The organism is Methylonatrum kenyense, assembly GCF_023195885.1.
GTDB classification, from domain to species: Bacteria; Pseudomonadota; Gammaproteobacteria; order Nitrococcales; family Aquisalimonadaceae; genus Methylonatrum; species Methylonatrum kenyense.
Genome location: NZ_JALPKO010000001.1, coordinates 290,736 through 311,463, shown reverse-complemented (window position 1 = coordinate 311,463; position 20,728 = coordinate 290,736). Strand labels below are relative to the sequence as shown.

Annotated in this window: 17 protein-coding genes; 9 read left to right on the top strand and 8 right to left on the bottom strand. The window is 60.8% G+C overall.

Annotated elements, in window-relative coordinates; all coding sequences use genetic code 11:
- The first annotated feature begins 55 nt into the window (after window positions 1-55).
- Together M0534_RS01430 and M0534_RS01425 are read left to right on the top strand one after the other, a co-directional pair.
- Window positions 56-838: an ADP-ribosylglycohydrolase family protein gene (locus M0534_RS01430; protein ID WP_248566622.1), complete on the top strand. Its 783-nt coding sequence runs from the start codon at window positions 56-58 to the stop codon at window positions 836-838.
- Window positions 835-1,536: an endonuclease/exonuclease/phosphatase family protein gene (locus M0534_RS01425; RefSeq protein WP_248566621.1), complete on the top strand. Its 702-nt coding sequence runs from the start codon at window positions 835-837 to the stop codon at window positions 1,534-1,536. The genes M0534_RS01430 and M0534_RS01425 overlap by 4 nt, the downstream gene beginning before the upstream one ends.
- A 64-nt stretch (window positions 1,537-1,600) precedes the next feature.
- On the opposite strand, the gene M0534_RS01420 is transcribed toward M0534_RS01425, so the two are convergent.
- From M0534_RS01420 to M0534_RS01385, 8 genes are all read right to left on the bottom strand, one after another.
- The gene (locus M0534_RS01420) at window positions 1,601-1,915 is read right to left on the bottom strand and encodes an addiction module antidote protein (RefSeq protein WP_248566620.1); all 315 of its coding nucleotides are present in this window, start codon (window positions 1,913-1,915) and stop codon (window positions 1,601-1,603) included.
- Window positions 1,908-2,213, bottom strand: coding sequence for a type II toxin-antitoxin system RelE/ParE family toxin (locus M0534_RS01415; RefSeq protein ID WP_248566619.1), 306 nt, complete (start codon window positions 2,211-2,213; stop codon window positions 1,908-1,910). Before M0534_RS01415 ends, M0534_RS01420 begins: the two co-directional genes overlap by 8 nt.
- A 67-nt stretch (window positions 2,214-2,280) precedes the next feature.
- Window positions 2,281-3,393 carry a vWA domain-containing protein gene (locus M0534_RS01410; RefSeq protein WP_248566618.1) on the bottom strand — a complete coding sequence of 371 codons (1,113 nt, stop codon included), beginning with the start codon at window positions 3,391-3,393 and terminating at the stop codon, window positions 2,281-2,283.
- Complete coding sequence (locus M0534_RS01405; RefSeq protein ID WP_248566617.1) at window positions 3,390-4,523, bottom strand: ATP-binding protein; 1,134 nt, start codon at window positions 4,521-4,523, stop codon at window positions 3,390-3,392. Before M0534_RS01405 ends, M0534_RS01410 begins: the two co-directional genes overlap by 4 nt.
- The gene (locus M0534_RS01400) at window positions 4,507-6,243 is read right to left on the bottom strand and encodes a hypothetical protein (protein WP_248566616.1); all 1,737 of its coding nucleotides are present in this window, start codon (window positions 6,241-6,243) and stop codon (window positions 4,507-4,509) included. Before M0534_RS01400 ends, M0534_RS01405 begins: the two co-directional genes overlap by 17 nt.
- A gap of 157 nt (window positions 6,244-6,400) precedes the next feature.
- Entirely contained in the window at window positions 6,401-6,892 is a 492-nt protein-coding gene (locus tag M0534_RS01395; RefSeq protein WP_248566615.1) for a WapI family immunity protein, read from the bottom strand.
- Window positions 6,893-6,905: 13 nt separating this feature from the next.
- Window positions 6,906-7,661 carry an LEM-3-like GIY-YIG domain-containing protein gene (locus M0534_RS01390; protein ID WP_248566614.1) on the bottom strand — a complete coding sequence of 252 codons (756 nt, stop codon included), beginning with the start codon at window positions 7,659-7,661 and terminating at the stop codon, window positions 6,906-6,908.
- 370 nt (window positions 7,662-8,031) lie between these two features.
- The gene (locus M0534_RS01385; RefSeq protein WP_248566613.1) at window positions 8,032-8,409 is read right to left on the bottom strand and encodes a hypothetical protein; all 378 of its coding nucleotides are present in this window, start codon (window positions 8,407-8,409) and stop codon (window positions 8,032-8,034) included.
- Window positions 8,410-8,762: 353 nt separating this feature from the next.
- Here M0534_RS01385 and M0534_RS01380 point away from each other — a divergent pair, with 353 nt between their 5' ends.
- The 7 genes from M0534_RS01380 to brxC all read left to right on the top strand — a co-directional run bounded on the left by M0534_RS01380 (window position 8,763) and on the right by brxC (window position 20,695).
- Window positions 8,763-9,410 (top strand): HEPN domain-containing protein, encoded by a 648-nt coding sequence (locus M0534_RS01380; RefSeq protein WP_248566612.1) that lies wholly within the window; start codon window positions 8,763-8,765, stop codon window positions 9,408-9,410.
- 164 nt (window positions 9,411-9,574) lie between these two features.
- The gene (locus M0534_RS01375; protein ID WP_248566611.1) at window positions 9,575-10,807 is read left to right on the top strand and encodes a DUF6361 family protein; all 1,233 of its coding nucleotides are present in this window, start codon (window positions 9,575-9,577) and stop codon (window positions 10,805-10,807) included.
- Window positions 10,807-12,615 carry a hypothetical protein gene (locus M0534_RS01370; protein ID WP_248566610.1) on the top strand — a complete coding sequence of 603 codons (1,809 nt, stop codon included), beginning with the start codon at window positions 10,807-10,809 and terminating at the stop codon, window positions 12,613-12,615. The genes M0534_RS01375 and M0534_RS01370 overlap by 1 nt, the downstream gene beginning before the upstream one ends.
- Window positions 12,612-15,767, top strand: coding sequence for a helicase-related protein (locus M0534_RS01365; protein ID WP_248566609.1), 3,156 nt, complete (start codon window positions 12,612-12,614; stop codon window positions 15,765-15,767). The genes M0534_RS01370 and M0534_RS01365 overlap by 4 nt, the downstream gene beginning before the upstream one ends.
- 146 nt (window positions 15,768-15,913) lie before the next feature.
- On the top strand, window positions 15,914-16,705 hold the full coding sequence (locus M0534_RS01360; RefSeq protein ID WP_248566608.1) for a hypothetical protein: 792 nt from the start codon (window positions 15,914-15,916) through the stop codon (window positions 16,703-16,705).
- Window positions 16,692-17,243 carry a BREX protein BrxB domain-containing protein gene (locus M0534_RS01355; protein WP_248566607.1) on the top strand — a complete coding sequence of 184 codons (552 nt, stop codon included), beginning with the start codon at window positions 16,692-16,694 and terminating at the stop codon, window positions 17,241-17,243. The genes M0534_RS01360 and M0534_RS01355 overlap by 14 nt, the downstream gene beginning before the upstream one ends.
- A gap of 14 nt (window positions 17,244-17,257) precedes the next feature.
- The gene (gene brxC / locus M0534_RS01350) at window positions 17,258-20,695 is read left to right on the top strand and encodes a BREX system P-loop protein BrxC (protein WP_248566606.1); all 3,438 of its coding nucleotides are present in this window, start codon (window positions 17,258-17,260) and stop codon (window positions 20,693-20,695) included.
- The last annotated feature ends 33 nt before the right edge of the window (window positions 20,696-20,728 follow it).

Below are 20,728 nucleotides of genomic sequence, written 5' to 3'. Positions count from 1 at the left end.
TCTGTCGCGGGCCTCGGGCAGACTGCGCGCTTCACCGCAATCGGGGAGGCCTTGCATGCTGGGAGCCATTGTTGGCGATATCATCGGATCGCCGTATGAATTCAGTCGGGTAGCCGACAAGGATTTCGAACTGTTCCGCCAGGACAGCCACTACACCGACGACACGCTGCTCACGCTGATGACGGCGCGCGGGCTGCAGACCGGCGAGTCCTATGCCTTGCTCTATCGCAAGGCCTTCCAGGCCGAGCCGCACCAGTCCTGGGGGCTCCGGTTCATGAAATGGTGCGAGTCGCCGGACCTGTCGCCGTACAACAGTCTCGGCAATGGCTCGGCCATGCGGGTAAGTCCGGTGGCTTGGTATTTCGACGACGAGCGGCAGGTTCTGGAGGAGGCAACACGAACCGCCGAGGTCACCCACAACCATCCGGAGGGCATCAAGGGCGCCCGTGCCACCGCGCTGGCAATTTTCCTGGCACGCCGCGGCGCCGACCGTGACACCATCCGCCAGCGCATCGGTCAGGACTTCGGCTACGATCTCGACCGCAGCATGCAGACCCTCTACGAGACCTACCACTACAACGAGACCTGCCAGGGTACTATCCCCGAGGCCCTGATCTGCTTTCTGGCCTCGACCGATTTCGAGGATGCCATCCGCAACGCCGTGGCCATCAACGGTGACGCTGATACGCTGGCTGCGATCACCGGCAGCATCGCCGAGGCCTTGTATGGCGGTGTACCGGCGAAACTGGAGAACGAGGCCCGGCGAAGGCTGCCGATACCGTTCATCGATCAGCTCAATGCCTTCCAAGATGCTGCCGCAGGTGTGCGCGAGCCATGAACGCTGTGACCCGAATCATCAGTTGGAACTGTAACAATCAGCTTGGCAGGAAACTGTCGAAGCTTTCGGAACTCAAGCCCGACGTCGCAGTGGTCCAGGAATGCGAGCGTGACCTCGACGTCCCCGAGGGATTTACTTTTCACTGGCGAGGTGACAATCCGAGGAAGGGCCTGGGCGTACTCTGTCGCGACAGCAAATCACGGGTTTGTGGATTGGAAAGTCCAGCCTGGACATATTTCCTGCCCATCGAACTGCCCGGATTGAATCTCAGGCTCCTGGCCGTCTGGGCCTTCAATTTTCGCGCGCAGAAGTTCGGCGATGCTCGCACCGGTAATGCCCGTGAGGTGATCGTCGAACTGTCAGACTGGCTTGGCGCTGGCCCAAGTCTGGTGGTCGGAGATTTCAACAATAATTTGAAATGGGATACGGCCCGCGGTCAGTACAACTTCGCCGATATCGTCAAAACCTGTTCCGCGCTGGGTATGCGTAGCGTCTATCACTCGGATACTGGCGACGCCTTCGGTGAGGAACAGCAGCCCACATTTCTTCACACCAAGAACCCGGAAAAGCCGTTTCACATCGACTATTGCTTTGTCGGCGATCAGCTCTCTGTTCAAGGGTTCCGCGTCGAGCCGTTCCACCATTGGCTAACAGACAGCGATCATGTGCCGTTGATTCTCGAAGTTGACGCTGTCTAGCAATCACGGTCGCCGCGCCTGAAGCGGACGCTGAGTGGGCGTATGCAGCTACTCCAAGCGATTTTCAGGTACCGGGCTGCGACGTCGAATTCTGGGAAAGAGGCTGGAGGCTGATTCGTAAGCCAAGGGCATGCGCAACACGTGAGACGGTTGCGAAGCTCGGATTACCATCTGGCGAAAGTGCCTTGTACAGGCCGGCGCGTGTCAGTCCCGCTTCCTCGGCCAACTGGGTCATATTCCGCGCTTTGGCAATGTTTCCCAAAGCCATGGCAATGAGTTTCGGATCACCGTCTTCCTGGCAAGCTTCCAGGTACAGGCGAATATCTTCCTCTGTGTCCAGGAAGTCCGCAGTCTCATGCGGGCTGAATTTTTCAGGCATTGTGCAACTGTTCCCATTCTCGCGCGATCAAATGCGCTCGCAGGATATCCCTTTTCTGAGAGCGTTTATCGCCGCCACATAACAAGACAATCAGGGCCTGGCCCTTTTGCATGAAATAAATGCGGTAGCCCGGTCCAACGTCGACACGCAACTCACTCAGGCCGCTCCCGATCGGTCTCACATCGCCGGGGTTTCCCAGCGCAAGGCGATCGAGCCGCATCAAGATTCGAGCCTTCGCTCGCCGATCCTTCAGCCTGCGAAGCCATCGCCCGAATGGTTCACTTCGGATGATATCCATATCTGTAAACCACAGTATACGTTATTACGTGGTGAACCCGGAAGACGCCAGGATCTAAATCCGCCGTTTACACCTTAACCTCAACACCCCAGCGCACCGGACGCGTTCCGTTTCCGGAAAGCGCCCAGAGCACCGGCCAGCCTGGTGCGCGGCTCGGTGCCGGGCCCATGCCGTCGGTGAGGATCACCAGTGCATCCGGTGGCTCGTCCTGCAGGCGCTGGAACAGCGGCACGAAGTCCGTGCCGCCACCGCCGCGCAGCCGGTTCAATCGGTTGCGCAGCGGACCGCTCAGCCGTTCATCGATCTGTATATCGGCATCGAACTGCAGCACGCGGACCGGCGTGTCGGCGCGGCTTGCCCGTAGAATCGAATCCAGTTCGCCGAGAAAGCGGCCCAGCAGGCGGCTGGTGCTGCCGCTGGTGTCGATGGCCACGGCGATACGCGGTTGCCGGTTGGACGCGCCGGGCAGGTAGCGGCCGTGGCTGAGGTGTCTTCGGTTGGGCCAGGACCAACTGGGCTCGCCGCGCCGGAGGTTGCCGACGAACTGGGCCAGGATGCGCTGCCAGGGTGTCTCGGAGCGCAACAAGCTGCGCACCACCAGCCCCAGCGTGCCCGGCATGTCGCCGGCCAGTTGCCCGCTTTGTTGCAGGGCGGATTGCAGGCGTCGCGCCATTCCCCGGCCCTCCGGTGGTCGTTGCCGGCCCGGCCAGTCGCCGCCGTTTGCCGGGCCATGGCCATCAGCGAACGGCCCACGATCCGGGGGCAGCCTGTCCAGCAGCATGCGGTAGAGTTCCTCGGCACTGCGCCCGCGCCGGCCGCGCAGCAGCAGCGCGCCGTTCGGCACGCTGAGCCCGGCCTCGCTCAACACCGCGTTGGTCTCGTAGTCCACCGCCACATTCCACAGCCGTGGGTTCCGTCCCAGGCGCCGCTGCAGGTGCATGGCCGCGCAATGCCAGACCTCATGGGCCAGCACGAACAGGCGTTCCTCGTCGGTCAGCGATTCCAGGTAGTCAACATTGCCGAACACCGACTCGCCATCGGTGGCGGCTGCCGGCACCGCTTGCCAGTCACCGACCTGGATCTCCAGTTGCATGGCCAGCAGGCCCAGGAACGGGAAGCGCAGCAGCAGTTCGGTGCGGTCGCTCTGCCAGAGGTGCTGCATCGCGTCATGTCTGCTCATGCCGGTTCCGCCTCCCACTGCTCGGCAAAGGCGCTGCCGTGGGTCTCGGACCAGCGGGCGAAGCCCGGGTGGGCGAACAGTCGTTCACAGCGCTGCCGCGTACTGGCCGCGTCCGGGCCCTGCAGCGCGTCCATCAGCGCCAGCGTGGCGAAGTCGCTGCTCATTGCCTCGGTCAGGCGAAAGAAGCCGGCCATGAGCCGTTCGTTGTCCTGGTTGTCGGCATGCCACAGGTGGTGCACCGCGGCCGCGCAAAGGGCATAGCGATGATCGGCCCGTTCGGGGATCGTGATCGGCGCCTGGCCGCGCAGCATCGCGCCGACGTCAGGCAGGGCACCATGCCAGGACAGGAAGGCCAGGAACTCGTTGCCCACCTCCGGCCCCACCAGGCCGCTGATCATCAGTTCGGCGGCGCGCTCGCCGAGGCCGTCACGGGTCTGCCAGCAGATGGTGCTGACCCGCTCCCAACTGCGCGGGCTGGGCCAGCCGCGCTCGGTGTCGCCCTCCATGTTGAAGAAACACGCCGGCCGGAAACGCAGGAAGGCGATCACATCCGGATGGATGCCCCGGGCCAGTGCCCAGCGAATCCAGGGTGCGAGTTCCGGTTGCAGTTCCAGGTGGCAGAACCGGTTCGCCAGCGCGCTGGAAAAACCCAGCGACACAGCGCCGTCCTCGGCCCGGTTGCCGGCGCCGCAGACCAGCCAGCCGTCGGGCAACTGGTACAGGCTGCCCAGCCGGCGGTCGAGGATCAGTTCGTAGACCGCTACCTGCAGGCTGCGGTCGGCGGCGGTGAGTTCGTCGAACAGCAGAATGCCGTGGCTGTCCGGGTCGCGCGGCCAATCATCCGCCAGCAGCCACTGCACCGCCTCACCGCGGGGCACCGGCAGGCCGCGAATATCCACCGGGTCCCGCTGGGCAAGCCGGATGTCGATGAAGTCGATGCCCTCGTCCCGGCAGACCTCCCGCATCACCGTGCTCTTGCCCACCCCGGGCGGGCCCCAGAGCATCAGTGGCGGCAACGTGGCGGCCAGTTCGGGCGCCGCGTGAATCGCCTGCACCTGGTGCTTGAGAATGCTGCGCACATCGTCCAGCGACGCGGCGGCCAGCAGTTGTTGTTCAATGGTGTCCGTCATTGCCGGTCTCCTCGTGTTGGTCGGTGGTGGCCAGGTCGTTGGAGCGGGCCGGTGCCAGTGCCAGGCGCCGGACCCGGTAGTGCAGGTCATCCAGCCCGGGGCCCCAGATCGGTTCATGCAGCATGGCCAGCAGGTCGCTCCGCGCCTGGTCCAGGCCATGCACTGCGAGCCCGTGCAGCAACTCGAGTTTTCCCTCCGGCATCGCGCGATCGCGGATGACCACGCGGAGCCGATGCGCGTTGTCCCGGTCGCGCAGTGCCACGAGGCCGCGGATCACCGGCACCACCTGGGCGGCTGCCGGGAACTGACGGCGCTGCCGCCGCAGATTGCGGACCAGGCGGCGACAGCCACCGCGGAAGGCATCGACCAGAACTGGCGAGAGATCGGACAGCCGCTGTTCCCGGCGCGCGCTGTGCAGCAGTGCTCCCAGGGCCTGGACGTTGTCCAGCGTCGAGACCCGGGTCAGGCGTTTGCGGAAGGATGCTGTGGCGGGTTGTTCCAGCGCGGCCTCGGCCAGCCGCAGGTCGGCCAGCCAGCCCTCGCCGGCCAGGTCCACCGGAAAGCGCCAGCGCCAGGTCTGCCCGGCAAATTCCAGGGCCTGGTCGAGGGTCGTGGCGGACTGTCGGAAGCGAGGCTGGTGCGCGGCGTGGGTCAGGCAGCGCAGTTCCCAAAGCAGGCCGGGATCGATCCGGCCCAGGCCGCGGGACAAGCCGAGCAACCGGTGCAGATTGCCGGTGTCACCGGTGTGGCGGGCGAAGAACCAGCGCAGTTGCTCGGTGGCGTCCGGCTCGCCTTGCTCCAGGTTCTGCAGCAGCCGGGCCACGGTGCGATCGCAGTCGGTGGCGAGGCTCAACTGCCCGCCGCGCACCACATCCGGCGGCACGGCCTGGAACCACAATTGCGTCTGCGGCCCCACGGTCAGGTCACGCACCCGCTGCGCCCCCCGTAGGTGCAGCCAGTCCACGTCCTCGGCGGTCACGTCCGGGGCCTCGCCATCATCCAGCAGGACCTGTTCCCAGCCGCCCTCGATGAGCAACCGGGGGGTCGTGCAGCCATACAGGCGCAAGAGCTGCCCGGTCCCGCCCAGGCGGCGCACGTCCTTCACCTTGTGCAGCACCACTTCCTGCATGCCGCCGGGCAAGGCCAATCGCGACGTGCTGCCGCAGTCATCCAGCGTCAAGCTACGAAGCTGGGTGCAGGCCCGCAGGTCGACGTCCCCGATCAGGAACGTATCGACAGCGTGAAAATGCCGCAGCGCCGACGCGCGCTTCGCGATCTCCGACGCCCTGACCATCTGCCGCCAGAGCACCGCGGCCTCGGTCTCGCGACCAATCCGTGCGCCAACGGTCACCCGCCGATACGGCGCACCGGCCGGCGAGCGCAGGGCAAAGGTGTGCAGCGCGTTGCAGCCGTCGATTTCGTCCAGCAGGCCCTGAATGGTCAGGCTCGGCTTGAACCGGCAGGCATCAATGTGGATCACCGCGCCAGGCCCCGAGTCAGGCAACAAAATCTGCCGCAACTCCGGCGTGCCCGCCAGGGTCAGGTGCAGGCCTTCGGCACAGCCGCGCAGATCCAGGATTCGAAGCGTGGGGGAATCCACCACGTCCAGCGCCCGCAGCTCGGGCGTATTCGGACGCAGCGTGCCGCTGCCACCAATCAGGCGTGCGCCACCCAGGTGGTCAACGGAAAGGGAAGGGATGTCGTGTGGTCTCGCATTCATCAGGCCTCCTTATCGCCGGGCTGATCCCGGGAGAGGTCGGATGATGCGGGAATTGTGCGACAGATTATGTCGTAGATGACCGCGGAATAATCCGCGGTCGCGGGTCTACGCGGAGGTAATCGACCGATGGATCAGCGCGGCCGGCGAGTGCGTTGATTTATGTGGCGGGTTGTCTGTTTTCCACTGGTGTCCCGTCCCGCTGCACGCGCAGAGGAAAAGTGTCAGAGAGCGCGCGAAGGCAGCGCGCATGGTCTCGCATGTCCTTTGCAGTAACCGGGAAAGACATCGTGATGCCGTCCAGCCGCTGATCACGATCGGCCAGCCAGGGCGGGCTTGCCTCACAGGCGAGCGTAATTTGCAGCTCTGCGTTTGGCGTCGAGCGGTATTCGAACGCGAGGTTAGGTTCGACGAAGTCACACCGGTCCTCGACTGAGTCTCCATCAGCGACCCTCTCGAACCAGTCGGCAAGTTCTTTCAGCTCGAAGGCGGTCATGCACGGTTCATGAATTCTCCACTCGCCGCGAGGGTGGGCGACGTCGATGCTTACCAAAAGCCAGTTGGCATCCCAGTAATCGGTTCTGAGATCCGGGAACTGATAACCCGAAATGGTGAGATCTAATCGTTCCCCTTCAGGGTTTTCTAGCTGCATCGCATAGATCGTCTTAGGTATACCAGTAACGTATGGGGTTCTGATTATGCTGAATATCCGAGGGTAGCCGTGTGTCGCGATAGTGATTAACGGTGTCTTCATCCGCTTCCTGCCCGTGAAATCCGGCCCGCCCGGGCATGTCATGCGAAATTTCCGGAAAATTTTCCTTCGTAGCAGGAAGCCACTCTTTCGCTACGTAGACTCCTCTGACAACTCCCTGGACGACAGCCAGAATATGTGTTGCCTCGCTCGCGCGAGAGAGAGAAATCCGCCAGGCGAGTCTAACGTTTTCCAGATAACTTTCACCGGCCTCTTCAATGCTAGATACGTTTACATTGATCAAAAGGAGTTTGTCGTTAGTCCTTCGAACCGTTTCCCGTAGGTTGTACTTCTTGACGATCTCCGAAGCATGCATCGGGCCGCGATCATTACTGTGAGAGCCGCCCTGTTTGTTGGTTGCGGATGGGAAGAGGTCGATAAGTGCCGCTTCCACCTCATGTGCTGTCTTTTCGTCCATCCCATGTCGATGGACAACATGAATCACATCGAGATCGGCGCGTAGTATTTCTTTGATGGTGCGGATTTTCTCTGACTCTTCATCACGTTGCGCATCATCGGAAGAGTCGGATGTCACGCTTCCTCTAACGTGACTGAATAATCGGTTTCCTTTCCCTTTTCCTATATAGAAGGTCTCACCGTTTCGCGGATCGATCAAACGATAAACATAATATTGAATTTTGTCTGATACTTCTGGTGTGAAATTTTCCATGTTTTTCTCATTATTCGAATGGCTTAGGTTGGAGAGTAAAAAATAGCATGCGCATCAAACAAAGCCTACCGGTTGTCGAGGGCGTACGGCCTGATCATCGAGTCGTCGGGCAAGGCTTGCAGGACATCTCCAAGGTCGACGCGTGATGTGGCACGGTCAGTGGGAAGCGAAACGAGTCATCGAATTCGGTGCGAAGTCTTGGTTTGCCTTGGATCGTGCGGCGGCGCCTCATCGCTTTGCGTCTGCGTCATGTTTTTCTCCCGTAACCGGACGAAGATCAACAGCGTGGTTCGGCATGGCGACAACGCATGTCGGACGGCGTCGGCTGGGGCGACGGATATCGTGTGCAGAAACGACTGGCCGATCCCTTCTAATCCAGGCGAATCGGTCCCTCTGGACCGATCACCGAACCCACAGGATGACCGCTATGCCAGGCAAAGGCGCCGCAATCGCTCACCTCGAGCCAGTCACAGGGGTACCTCAGAGAACCCGTATAACCGGCAAGCACGCAATAGTCCCGGAACACCGTTCGCCCGCCGCGACGGCCCGGCCGTAGCAGGCCAACCTGGTGCCAGTCCTGCAGCATCAACTCGACGTCAAAGCCGGACATCGCACCGTAACGGGCCAAATTGGCGTCATGCCAATGCGGTGGTCGCTCCTCCCGCCACGCTCCCCAGCCTCCGGGATATTTCTGCTCGATCACCCGGACCGGGATCAGAACGTTAATCATTTCAAGCAAGACTGCCATGCAGGCACTCCTCGATTGCTCAGGCGCCGACCTAAGCATCTAACCGCCCTGCGACATTTCTTGTCGTAAACGGATGGCACGTTGGTGTCATGTAAGTAAAGCCGGAGGTCTAAGAAGATATTGGCCGAACCCGGCAGCCGTTCCGCGTGAAAGCTGTCGTCATCAACCGTCTAATCGCCTACATGGCCCGGTATCGGCCCGGCTATCTCGTCGTCGGCGACGGTGATACGGTCAATTTGTACAGACAACGGCGGGGTGTCGCGGGGCATCGCAACGTCGGATGAGAATGCCAGCGCAAGGCTGGCCCCCTTGGGCGGATAATATTTCCGGCCCGCTGCATAAGGAGTTGCGCCGTGTCGAATGCTGAGGGACTCCAGCAACAGCTTTATGAAGCCAGCGATAGGCTAAGCGAAAATCAGCAGACAAGGTTGCATCGGGCGATAAGTTGGATTAGACGCGCCGAGCAGGAAGAGGACGACCCGGACGCGGCGTTCATCTTTCACTGGATTGCCTTCAACGCCGCCTATGCGCAGGAATTCAGCCAGGAGCAAACCGAGCGCGCCACGTTCGCACAGTTTCTCCAGACGCTGACTGCGGCAGATCCAGGCCAGCGATTGCACGCCATGCTTTTCGAGAGGTTCTCAGGCCCCATCCGCACGCTGATTGATAACAAATTCGTGTTCGAACCCTTCTGGCGGGCCATGCGCGAGCATGATTCGACCGATGGCTGGAAAAGGAAGTTTGACGCCGACAAGAAAATGGCCCTGCAGAACCTGATGGATAACCGCACCGCCGAGACACTGCGCATCGTTCTGGACCGCCTTTATGTGCTTCGCAACCAGCTCCTCCATGGCGGCGCGACCTGGAATAGCAGCGTAAATCGCCAGCAAGTTCGCGATGGCGCGGCGATCATGGCCTCGCTAGTTCCGATAATTACCGAGCTGATGATTGCTGCAGAGGATGGCCGCGACGTTCCGATTGCCTATCCAGTCGTGCGGTGACTGCCGGACCTAGCCCCTACTGAGTTGCCGCATACTGTCCGACCTTCCGACGCCATCTGTCGCTTGTGCCCTGCAATGTATCGAGACGCCAACTAGCATCCGGATTTCGTCGACTGCAATGTGTTATCGCTATCCCCGGTTTCATTATTTCAGGACCATCCGAATTGACTCTGCATAGCGGTGCGACACTGACATGGCTGGACCTGACGTCGGCGGATCGGGACAAGGTTCGACGGGTCCTGGATCTTTTCAAGGAAAAAGGCACGGTCGATGAGCTCGGTCTCGGCACGCTTCGGGACCTCCTGGCGGATACCCTGTTCCCGGGCACCTCTGTGCTGCACACCCGGTTGCGGTATGTGCTCTTTATCCCCTGGATTTATCAGCATCTCGAGTCTCGGGTGGGCAAGCTGTCCAATGTTGATGACGAGGCGCGGGCGCTGGAGATTCGCTTGATCGGCGCGTTGAAGACGCGCGAGCCTAGCGGCGCTGGGATTATTGGTGTCGAGGCGCATGAGGAACTGCGGCGGCTCCCGAGCAGCGTTTACTGGGCCGCGCTCGCGCGCTGGGGAATCTTCGCGCCGGGTCAGAGCCAGGGCTGGTATCACCGACATTTTCGTCGGCTTGCCAGCCAGCGCGAGCAGACTGCGGCGGATGATCCCGGGCTAACCTGGACGAAAACGCCAACCTGGCACCTGCATCTTCCGCGGCCACCGACCGGTTTCCTTGAGAAAACAACATTTGCCCTGACGCGAGAGGAGGCCGTGTTCGTCCAGCAAACACTGGAAACCCGGGTTCAGGGATCGTTGCTGGGCCAGCTTGCGGCACAGGTACCGCCGAGCATTCGCGGTGCGGCCAACCTATGGGATGTGCCGGAAGCCTGGAAGCTGCCACCTAACATTCGGTTGACAGTGGAGCTGGCCCGTCGGTTTTCGCTCCACGTGGAAGGTGCGGCGTTGCTTTATAACCTTTTGCTTGCCGAGAAGCGGCAGGCATTGCAGGGGCAGCAGACCGGCAAGGACGCCGATCTGATTGATAGCTATCGTCAAGATCTTTCGACCTGGGCGGAGGTAGAGGCCGCCGAGGAATCGTTTGACCATGAGGCGCTGTGGACCCTGGCCGCCCGGCAGGGTGTTCGGCTTCGTCCACCGCAGAAGGCGTTTCTCAAAACGTGGACGGAGCAGGTCGCTGAGAATGGGCCGGCAAGGATCGCCGACAGCGATTCTGCGCGGGATTTGCTGACGCGGCGTGAAATCTCGCTGAAAGGTGCGCGGGCGCGAGTCAAGAATGTGAACCGATTGCTCGACTGGTCCGGTCGAACCGGGGTCGGGCGCATGGGGTTTCGTTGGTCTCAGGTCCGGCGTCTGCTTATGGACCTGCAAGACGGGCTCGCGGCCTGATGTTGTCTCCCGATACACGCTCCGTCGCGATCGACATCCTGCGCGCCCCACCTGGATATCGCCTGGACACTGCCGTCCTGACCACCTACAGCCTCGATCTCGAGGTGCTTCTGGCACTGCCGCTGGCGGTTCTGGCGGAAGCGGACGGCGGTGTCGAAGAACTCCTTGGCGAACCGCTGCATTTGCTGGAGGCACTCCGCGAGGCAACGAGCCGCGTCCAGGTCTTCGTTGATGCCTCCGGTATGGCGATACCGCGGGTCCCGGGAAACCTTTACGCGGCGCTTGAACCGAGTATCCACCCTGTCCGCGCGCCCGGCGGCGGCGCATTTCACCCCAAAGCCTGGGTCGTGCGTTTTCTTCCGGATTTCGATGGGCCGCCACTGATCCGTGTCTCGATCGCGTCGCGCAATCTCACCTATGACCGATCTTGGGATGTTGCTCTGGTGAGCACCGCCAGCCCGGGTGACAGCATGGTGGATGGCTCGGATGAGCTGAAAGCATTTTTGCGGCGCCTGCCGGGGTTGTCCGAACAGGCATTGCCCGCCGAGCTGCAATCCACCCTTGCGACCCTGGCGGAAGATGTGGGTCACACTGAATTTCCCGCACCGGAGGGCTTCAAGGGCGCCTTGCGGTTTCATGCCCTGGGCCTCTCGGACAACACCAACGGCCGGTTATGGGCGCCGATGGAGAAAGCTCGCCGCATTCTTGCTGTGGCACCCTTCGTGGGTCGTGGCGCCCTGGACGCGCTGGCGAAAACCGGTGCGCGGGAAAAGATTCTTGTTGGCCGGTCTGATGCGCTTGATGCACTCCCGGACGCTGCTCTTGAAGGCTGGAATGATATCCGCGTGCTCATCGATAGCGACCTCGAGGAGCCGGAGGACGATACTGCCGGCCGACCATCCGGGCTTCACGCCAAGCTGATGGTGTTCGAGCACGGCTATCGCGCGCGATGGTTCGTCGGATCGGCCAATCTGACGCCAGCCGCTTTTCGGGGCAGCAATGTCGAGGTCATGGCCGAGGCAGAGGGAGCGAAAGGCTATGGTGAGTCGAAGCAGGGTGTCGGGATTGACCGCTTTCTCGGCCAGGGGTTTGCCAATCTCTGCATGCCGTACACACGTTCAGAGGGTGCCGCCGACACGGCTGAACAACAGCTCGCCAGGCGAAACCTTCAGACGGCGCAGGCTGCGATTCTGGAGGCGGAGCTGACGGTCGACTGCACGGAGCAGGAGAGCGGCTGGCAGCTCAAGTTGGCCGGGCAGATTCCCGAGTCCGGCGACGTCGTAATTGCGGTCTGGCCCGTGACCGTCGCCGCCGAACAATGCCGCGAGCTTGCCGCCGCATTATCGCCGGCGCCGAGCTGGATCCTTCCTGTCGAACGACTGACGACGTTTATCGCGTTCCGTTTTTCGGTCGATGCGGACGTGGACGACGTAACCTTCGTCCGCAAGCTGCCTGCCGACGGCATTCCCGATGGCAGATTGCAGCGGATCCTGCGCACGCTGATTGATACGCCGGAGCGTTTCCTTGAGTTCCTTCGTGCCCTGCTGGGCGGTCTGGAGGGGCTTGTGGACTGGACAGGTTCCGGCGATGCCGCAGACAGGCCGTTCGCCTGGTCGTCGAGTCTTAGCGAGCAGGCGGTGCTGGAGGACTTGCTGCGTGCGGCGTCCCGCGACCCGGATCGCCTCGATCCCGTTCGTCGACTGATGCAGGACCTGGCCGCCGATGATGACGGAGAGAGCATCGTGCCCGAGGAGTTGCGACGCATCTGGCAGGCGATCGACGCGGCCCTGGAGCAGCGCCGCCGATGATGGAGCGTCCCGATCCCGAAGCCGTGATGCGGCCGCTCAAGTCCTTTCAGCGGCGGACTGTCGAGCACGCGTTCGACCGGCTTTTCACCGCACCGGACAGCTCCGGCCGCTTTCTCGTTGCCGATGAGGTGGGCCTGGGTAAAACGCTTGTTGCCCGGGGCGTCATTGCCCGCGCGCTCGATTATCTGTGGGACGAAACCGACCGCATCGATATCGTCTACATCTGCAGTAATCAGAGCATTGCGCGGGCCAACCTGCCAAAGCTGCAGGTGACCGGACAGAGCGCCAACACCCGCGCGCTTGCCACGCGACTCACCATGTTGGCCAGCGAACTGGCGCCTGTTCCGGGTCAACCGGGCCTGGCCGACGGGCGCGTGAACTTTGTCAGTTTCACGCCGGCGACGTCCTTCAGCATGGGCCAATCCAGCGGCATGTGGCGGGAGCGAAGGCTGCTGTTCCACCTGCTTTTGCCTGTCTGCGAGAGGCGTACCGGGCTCATGAACCTGTTGCAGGGTAATGTCGGTCGCGGGCGCTGGCGGGAAGCCGTGAAACAACCGGTCCCTCTGGAGCCACAGATTGCCGATCGCTTCCGTCAACGCCTGGCGGAGTCCGTTGCACTTGTCCAGTCGTTGAACGACTGTATCGAGCGTTATTTTCTGTCGGTCAGGGATTATTATCCGCCGGAAGCAAGGGTCCAGCGGAACGCCCTGATCAGCGAGCTGCGGCAACTGCTCGCCGAAGTGTGTGTGGAGGCCCTGCAGCCGGATCTGGTGATCCTGGACGAGTTCCAGCGTTTCAAGGAGTTGCTCAGCCCCGACGTCGCAGAGAACGATCCCGCAGCAGAGTTGGCCCAGGCGCTTTTCCAGGCGCGGAACGGCGCCGGCGACCCGGTTCGAACACTCCTGCTTTCGGCGACACCCTACAAGCTGTTTACCGCCGACCTCGAGCTGAGCGAGGAGGACCACTACGCGGACTTCCTCGCCACCAGCGATTTCCTCCTGGGCCATGTGCCGGAGCGCCTGGATTCTCTCTCGACGTCGTTAAGCCGCTTCAGCCGGGAATTGAAGCGGGCGGCGTCGGGCCAGCCCAACGGCATCGAGGCAGCGCGTCGCGAGGCGGAAATCGAGCTTCGACGGATCATGGCCCGCACCGAACGGGTTGACGCCAGTGACGAACGTGACGGCATGGTCGCCGACCGTTCACCCAGTCTCGATCTGCAGGTCGAGGACGTGCAGCAATACCTGGCCGCCGACGCCTGGTTTCGGGCGGTTGGTGACCAGGATCCGATGGTTTACTGGAAAGCTGCGCCATACCTTCCGCATTTCATGCAGTCCTACCGGGTCAACCAGCGGGTCACGGAAACCCTGGAGCTGTCTCCCGATCGACTGGCAAAGGTGCTGGAAAGGCACAACGGGGCCTTTCTGAACCGGGGTGCCCTGGCCAGATGGGCATCCCTGGCGCCGCAGAACGCGAAATTGCGGACCCTGGTTTCGGACTTGCTGGATACCGGGCTCTGGAAACTCCTGTGGATGCCACCGTCCATTCCCTATTGGGATTTGGGTGGTCCCTACGCGGGCCAGGAGAAGCGCACCAAGACCCTACTGTTCTCTGCTTGGAATGTGGTGCCGGATGTAGTCAGCGCGGTGCTCAGTTACGAGGCGGAGCGCCGGATGATGGGCGGCCGCCTCGCCAGCTATGACGAGCCGTCCAGACAACGCCCACCCCTGCTGCGCCTGACAGACCATGAAGGCACGCGCTCCAGGCATCGTTTGCTTTTGCTGTTGTTCCCTTGCGTGACGCTGGCGGATGAGGCCCATCCGCTGAGGGCGCCAGCCGGTGAGGATCGGCGGCAATGGGTACGTTCCCGAGTCGCCGATCTTCTGCAGAAGGCTGCTCAGAGTGTTTCACCCGAGGCGCCGGTCGACAATCGTTGGGAGTACCTTGCGCCGCTCATCATTGATTCGGGTCTCGGCAGATTCCTGGATCAATGGCGTGACAAAAAGGACGATCAGGTTGGTCGCCCGAACCCCGATACTTTCCCCCGATACATGCAAGACCTTAAGCTCGAGATGGATCTTGAGCGGAATCCGCTCGGACGACAGCCGGACGGCTTGGTCGATCTGATGACCGATGTGGCTCTGGGCGCGCCGGGTGTCATCGCGACAAGGACCCTTGGCTCCGCCGGCCTTCCGGATGACGAACGCCGAGCGCGCGCCACCCAGTTGGCGCAGGCGTTCTGGAACCTCTTCAATCGTCCGGCAGTGATTTCCCTGCTCGAAGGCCTTTACGGCTCGGGCACCGAGCAGGAAGAGGGCGTTTACTGGCGACGGGTCCTCGCCTACTGCGAGGACGGAAATTTGCAGGCGGTCATTGATGAGGCCTGGCATCTGCTCTGGGAACAACATGCCTGGTCGGAACAGGCCGATCCCGGAGAGGTTGCTATGCAGTGCGTCCAGGGTTTGTCGAGCTGCATCGAACCGCGTCCTTCCCGGGTCCATGTCCAGTTTTTCGAGAAGGAGTCGGCGTCCAACATCAATGTCGAGGAGCTTCGGGTTCGGGCGACATTGGCGCAGCGGTTCGGTGCCACACGCGGTGAAGAGGGTGTCGTGACGCAGGATTCGTTACGCAAGGCCTTCAACAGCCCGTTCCGTCCGTTCGTGCTCACCTCGACGTCCGTCGGCCAGGAGGGCCTGGACTTCCACCCCTGGTGCCATCAACTGGTGCACTGGAACCTGCCAGGAAATCCCGTTGACATGGAGCAGCGCGAAGGGCGTATCCACCGGTACAAGGGGCACGCAGTGCGGCGCAATGTTGCCGCGCGATTCTGCGATGCTGCCCTCACGTCTTGGGCTCTGAAGGATGACCTGTGGGCAAGGCTTTTCGTGATCGCCGATGACGATGCCAGGCAGCGAGCGGTGAGTGACCTGGTGCCATTCTGGATCAGCCCGGGCCCGCACAAAGTCGAGAGGCACGTCCCGACCCTGCCGTTCACGCAGGAGGTCGAGGCATTTCGCCGATTGAAACATCAGCTGGCTGCGTACAGGGTGGTGTTCGGACAGCCGAGGCAGGAAGAGTTGCTTTCCCTGCTTGAACGGTCGGATATCCCGACTGAGACGCTGCAGCGCTGGACGATTCGGCTTGCGCCTGTCTAGCTTATATCGGGAACCAGAAATTTAGCCGGAAATCGGGAAAGACGTATTGACGGGGGCTAAAAGAATCTTTTCTGAACCTGTTTCGTGGGAGAAATAAGCATGTATAATTTTTCCCTTTTGAAAAATAATGAGTCTTTAATTGATTAATGGAAAATAATGATAAGTGCCGCGAAAAATTTGGATTCGGTTTCGATCGGGCAGGAGTCCATAGCGCTCGAACCATGATGCTCGACGAGCTGGCAACGCTCTTTGGCTATGTCGACCGCGAAGATGCCTCGAAAGATGACTACCTGCGGGCTGTCGAAGAGGACAACTGCCTGGCCAAACGCTCGGGAAAAACCCGAAGGTTGACCTACCGTCACCTGGCGGAACTCTATTCTCTGGATACCGCCCACATTTTATTTCGCGCTCTCCGGCATTTTTGGAAGCGAGATGAGGCAGGGCGACCACTGCTGGCCGTTCTGTGCGCCTATGCTCGGGACTCCATCTTTCGCTCGACAGCACCCTTTATCTTGAAGTTTCCGGAGGGGACAGTGATTAACAGGGAGTCCCTGGAAGGATTTATCGACAGCCAGGAACCCGGCCGGTTCAGCAAGGCAACTCTGAAATCAACGGCTCAGAATATCAATTCAAGCTGGACCAAGTCTGGCCACTTGACCGGGAGAGTGAAAAAAGTTCGCGCCCATCCCACGCCAACACCGGGGAGTGTTTCATACGCACTCTTGCTCGGATATCTGAACGGAGCCCGAGGACAGGAACTCTTTCGCACCGAATATATAAAGCTTCTCGATTGCCCAGGCGACAAAGCCATCGAGCTTGCGGAGGAGGCCTCACGCAAGGGCTGGGTAGTTTTCAAACGGGTGGGGGATGTGATCGAAGTCCTTTTCCCTAGCCTTATCAACGAGCAAGAACAGGAGTGGCTGCGTGAGCAGGGTTAGACGGTTAGTACAATCCTACGGCAGGTATATATCCATTCCCTGGCGGGACGATGCAGCTGCTGCACAGCGCGTCATTTTCTGTGTGTATCACGAGAACGAGGAGCGCTGGCTCCGGGCCCGAGTCGATGAATTCGAAATCGTCACCAAACAGGCCGGCCACGACTGGGCTCTGTTTGATTTGACCAATACTTTTCCAGCCTGGCTCAGTAACCAGCGCTATGCCAAGAGCTACTTCCAGAAGCCGCATTTGCTCGCCACTGTGTTGCCCAAGTATCTCGATTACATCGTGAATGAGTTCGAGCGCTTTCTCGACATCCGCAATATTCGCGAGAACACCGTGGTGGCAATCCAGGGCGTTGGATCACTGTTCGGCTTCCTGAAGGTGAAGGATGTGGTCGACAAGCTCGCTCCCCAGGTGCCGGGGCGGCTGCTGGTGTTCTTTCCTGGAAGCTACGAAAACAACAACTATCGACTACTGGACGGTTACGACGGGTGGAACTATCTCGCCATGCCTATCACGGCGGATAAGGATTACTGAATAAGAGGTTGTTAATGAAGAATCGTGACATTTATCAGAAGGATCCAACCACCCAGAAGCTGGTCAACGAGGGGGTGGCAAGCGTCAACGACGAGACCACAAGCCATGCCCTGGCGGTTCTTCGCTACGAACTGGAAACGTTCGTTTGTGATGGTCAGTACGAAAAAGGGATGTCACACATCCTCGAAACCTACCTCAAGAATATCGACCAGGCGCAGCAGCCGGCAGTGTGGGTGAGTGGGTTCTATGGGTCCGGCAAATCCCATCTGGTCAAAATGCTGCGGGCACTGTGGGTGGATACCGCCTTTGAGGACGGAGCCACGTCACGGGGAATTGCTAAACTGCCCCAAGGCATCAGCGATCACCTCAGGGAACTCAGCACTCAAGCCAAGCGTCATGGCAGCTTGCATGCCGCGTCCGGGACCTTGGGCTCCGGTGCCAGCGGCAGTGTACGCCTCGCCCTGCTCAGAATTCTGTTTAAGTCTGTCGATTTGCCGGAGCAGTACCCGGTTGCCCGTTTCGTCATGTGGCTCAGGCACGAGGGCATCTATGACCAGGTGCGCAAACAGGTGGAAGCCAACGGCTTCGACTGGAATGAAGAGCTGGATAATTTCTACGTGGCCGAAGGTCTGCACGATGCTCTGGTACAGGCCAAGCCCGCTCTGTTTACCTCACCAGCGTCTTGCGTCGAAACCCTGAACAACCTGTATCCGTACGTTCAGGACATCTCCAGTGACGACATGCTCAAGGCCATTCGCCAAGCTTTGACACAAGAGGGCAAATTCCCGCTGACGTTGGTCGTTCTGGACGAAGTTCAACAGTTTATTGGTGAGGACAGCCAGCGCTCCATCGCCGTACAGGAAGTGGTGGAAGCGTGTTGCAAGAACTTTGCTGGCAAGCTTCTGTTTATTGGTACCGGTCAGACCGCCGTTACCGGCACCAGTAACCTGAAGAAGCTCGAGGGCCGTTTTACCATCCGCGTCGAGCTCTCGGACGCCGATGTGGATGCCGTGATTCGACAGGTCATCCTAGCCAAAAAGCCGGAAGCCAAGTCCCCCATTGAGCAGATAATGCAAACCAACCTGGGGGAAATCTCTAGACATCTGGACGGAACCACCCTCGGCCACCGTCAGGATGACTTGCCCTACTTCCCGCAGGACTACCCAATCCTGCCGGTTCGCAGACGTTTTTGGGAAAACACCCTTCGTGTGCTGGATCAAACAGGTACCGACAGCCAGTTGCGCAACCAGCTAAGCATGGTGCACAAGGTCATCCAGACCAACCTTGAGGATCCGCTGGGTTATGTGGTGCCAGCGGATTACCTGTACTTCGATTCTGCCGACAAGCTGCTCCAGTCGCGCATTCTGCCTCGCAAGGTTCATGAAAAAACCATGAGCTGGATGAAGGGCTCGGACGACGAGCGCCTGATGGCTCGGGCCTGTGGCCTGGTGTTCCTAATTAACAAGCTGGGCGGTCAGAACAACGAAATCGGTATTCGTGCCACGGTGGATTCCCTGGCGGACTTGCTCGTCGAGGACCTGGCCAGTGGAAGCAGCGGCCTGCGCAGCAAACTTCCGGGATTGCTGGATCGCTGCGAGCTGCTGATGAAAGTCGGCGATGAGTACCGCATACAGACCGAAGAGAGCGCCGCCTGGACAGACGAATTCCTCAGCCAACGCGCGGCCCTATCCAGCGAGGCGCACCGCATTCATGCCGAACGCGATGACCGTATCCGCCGCATCTTTGGCGAGGCGGCCCGCAAGCTGTCGCTGGTTCAGGGTGATGCAAAAGTCACCCGCGATATCTACCCGGTATTCGACGCGCAGCTGCCAGACGATGCCGACCAACGTATTTGCGTCTGGGTTCGGGATGGATGGAGCGGCGACGAGAACTCCGTACGCGCCGATGCCCGGCAAGCCGGTAACCAATCGCCCACCGTATTCGTGTTCATCCCTAAGCGTTCTGCGGATGACCTACGCCATCATTTGATCGACCACAAGGCTGCTAGTGCCACCCTGGATAAGCGGGGCGTCTCCAACACCCCGGAAGGCACAGAGGCCCGGGCTGCCATGGAAACCACCAAGCAGACTGCTGAGGGCAAGATCCGGGAATTACTGAACGAAGCCTTCTCCGGAGCCCGTGTTTTCCAGGGGGGCGGTAACGAGATTCTGGGCAACGATCTCCAGGAAATGATCCTGGAAGCCGCCAACAACGCCCTGCAACGGCTTTACCCTCACTTCCATACCGCTGACCATGCCGGCTGGTCCAAGGTTTACGAAAAGGCCCAGAAAGGTGCCCCAGACGCCCTCAAGGCCGTGGGAGATGATGGCGAGCCGGCCAAAAACCCAGTGTGCAAAGCCATTCTGGCAGCCATTGCCGGCGGCAAAAGAGGCGCGGATATTCGTACCCTTTTTGAGTCTTCCCCCTATGGCTGGTCCCGCGACGCCGTGGACGGCGGCCTCCAGGCCCTGTTGGTGGCTGGCCTTATCCGCGCCCAGGACGAGCGCGGCCAACCTCTTGAACCCTCCAGCCTGGAGCGCAAGAGCATTGGCAAAATCCAGTTCAAGGTAGAGTCCGCCACCGTCACTACCCCCCAGCGTATCCAGATCCGTAAGCTGCTGCAGAAGGTGGGTTTGTCCGCCAAGCAGGGTGAGGAGCTGGCGTATGTGCCTCAGTTTCTTCAGAAGCTTTCCGACCTGGCTGACGAGGCCGGCGGAGAGGCGCCCAAGCCGGAGCGCCCGGATACCAGCTTCCTTGACGACATTCGCCTCACCGCCGGCAACGAGCAATTGGTGGCGCTCTATAACCGGCGCGAAGAGCTGGCCTCCAACATCGAGACCTGGGAGCACCTCTCGGAGCGCATTCACCAGCGCTGGCCCAACTGGGCGGTATTGAAGCGACTGATGTCCCATGCAGGTGGGCTGGACGATGCCGATGTCTTCCGTGCTCAGGTGGAAACCATTGAACAGCAGCGACAGTTGCTGACCGACCCCGATGCGGTGGCACCGCTGATTACCAGCCTGACCCAGGCTTTCCGGGATGCGCTGAATCAACTGGACCAGGATTACCGCAAACGCCACGAGCAAGGCATGGCTCGCCTGGCCGATGACAGCAACTGGCAGCAACTGGAGCCCGAACAGCGACACCAACTGTTGGCAGACCAGCGTCTGACCCTGGCCGATCAGCCCAAGATCGCGGTTCAATCCACCCAAGAGGTGTTGAGCACTCTGGATCAGTGCGCTCCGGCCATGTTTGCCGATCGCGTCGCCGCACTTCCGAGCCGTTTTGACAATGTGGCCGTGGCTGCGGCCGAGCTGTGCGAGCCGGAGATCCAGTTTATCCATGTGCCCCGCCGCACGCTGAGGTCTGACGAAGACATCGATGCCTGGGCCGAGGAAGTGAAGCAACAACTCAAGGCTGCGCTGCCAGACGGGCCAATTTCCGTCAAATAATGAGCCAGTCGAATAACGGGAATGACGTAATCC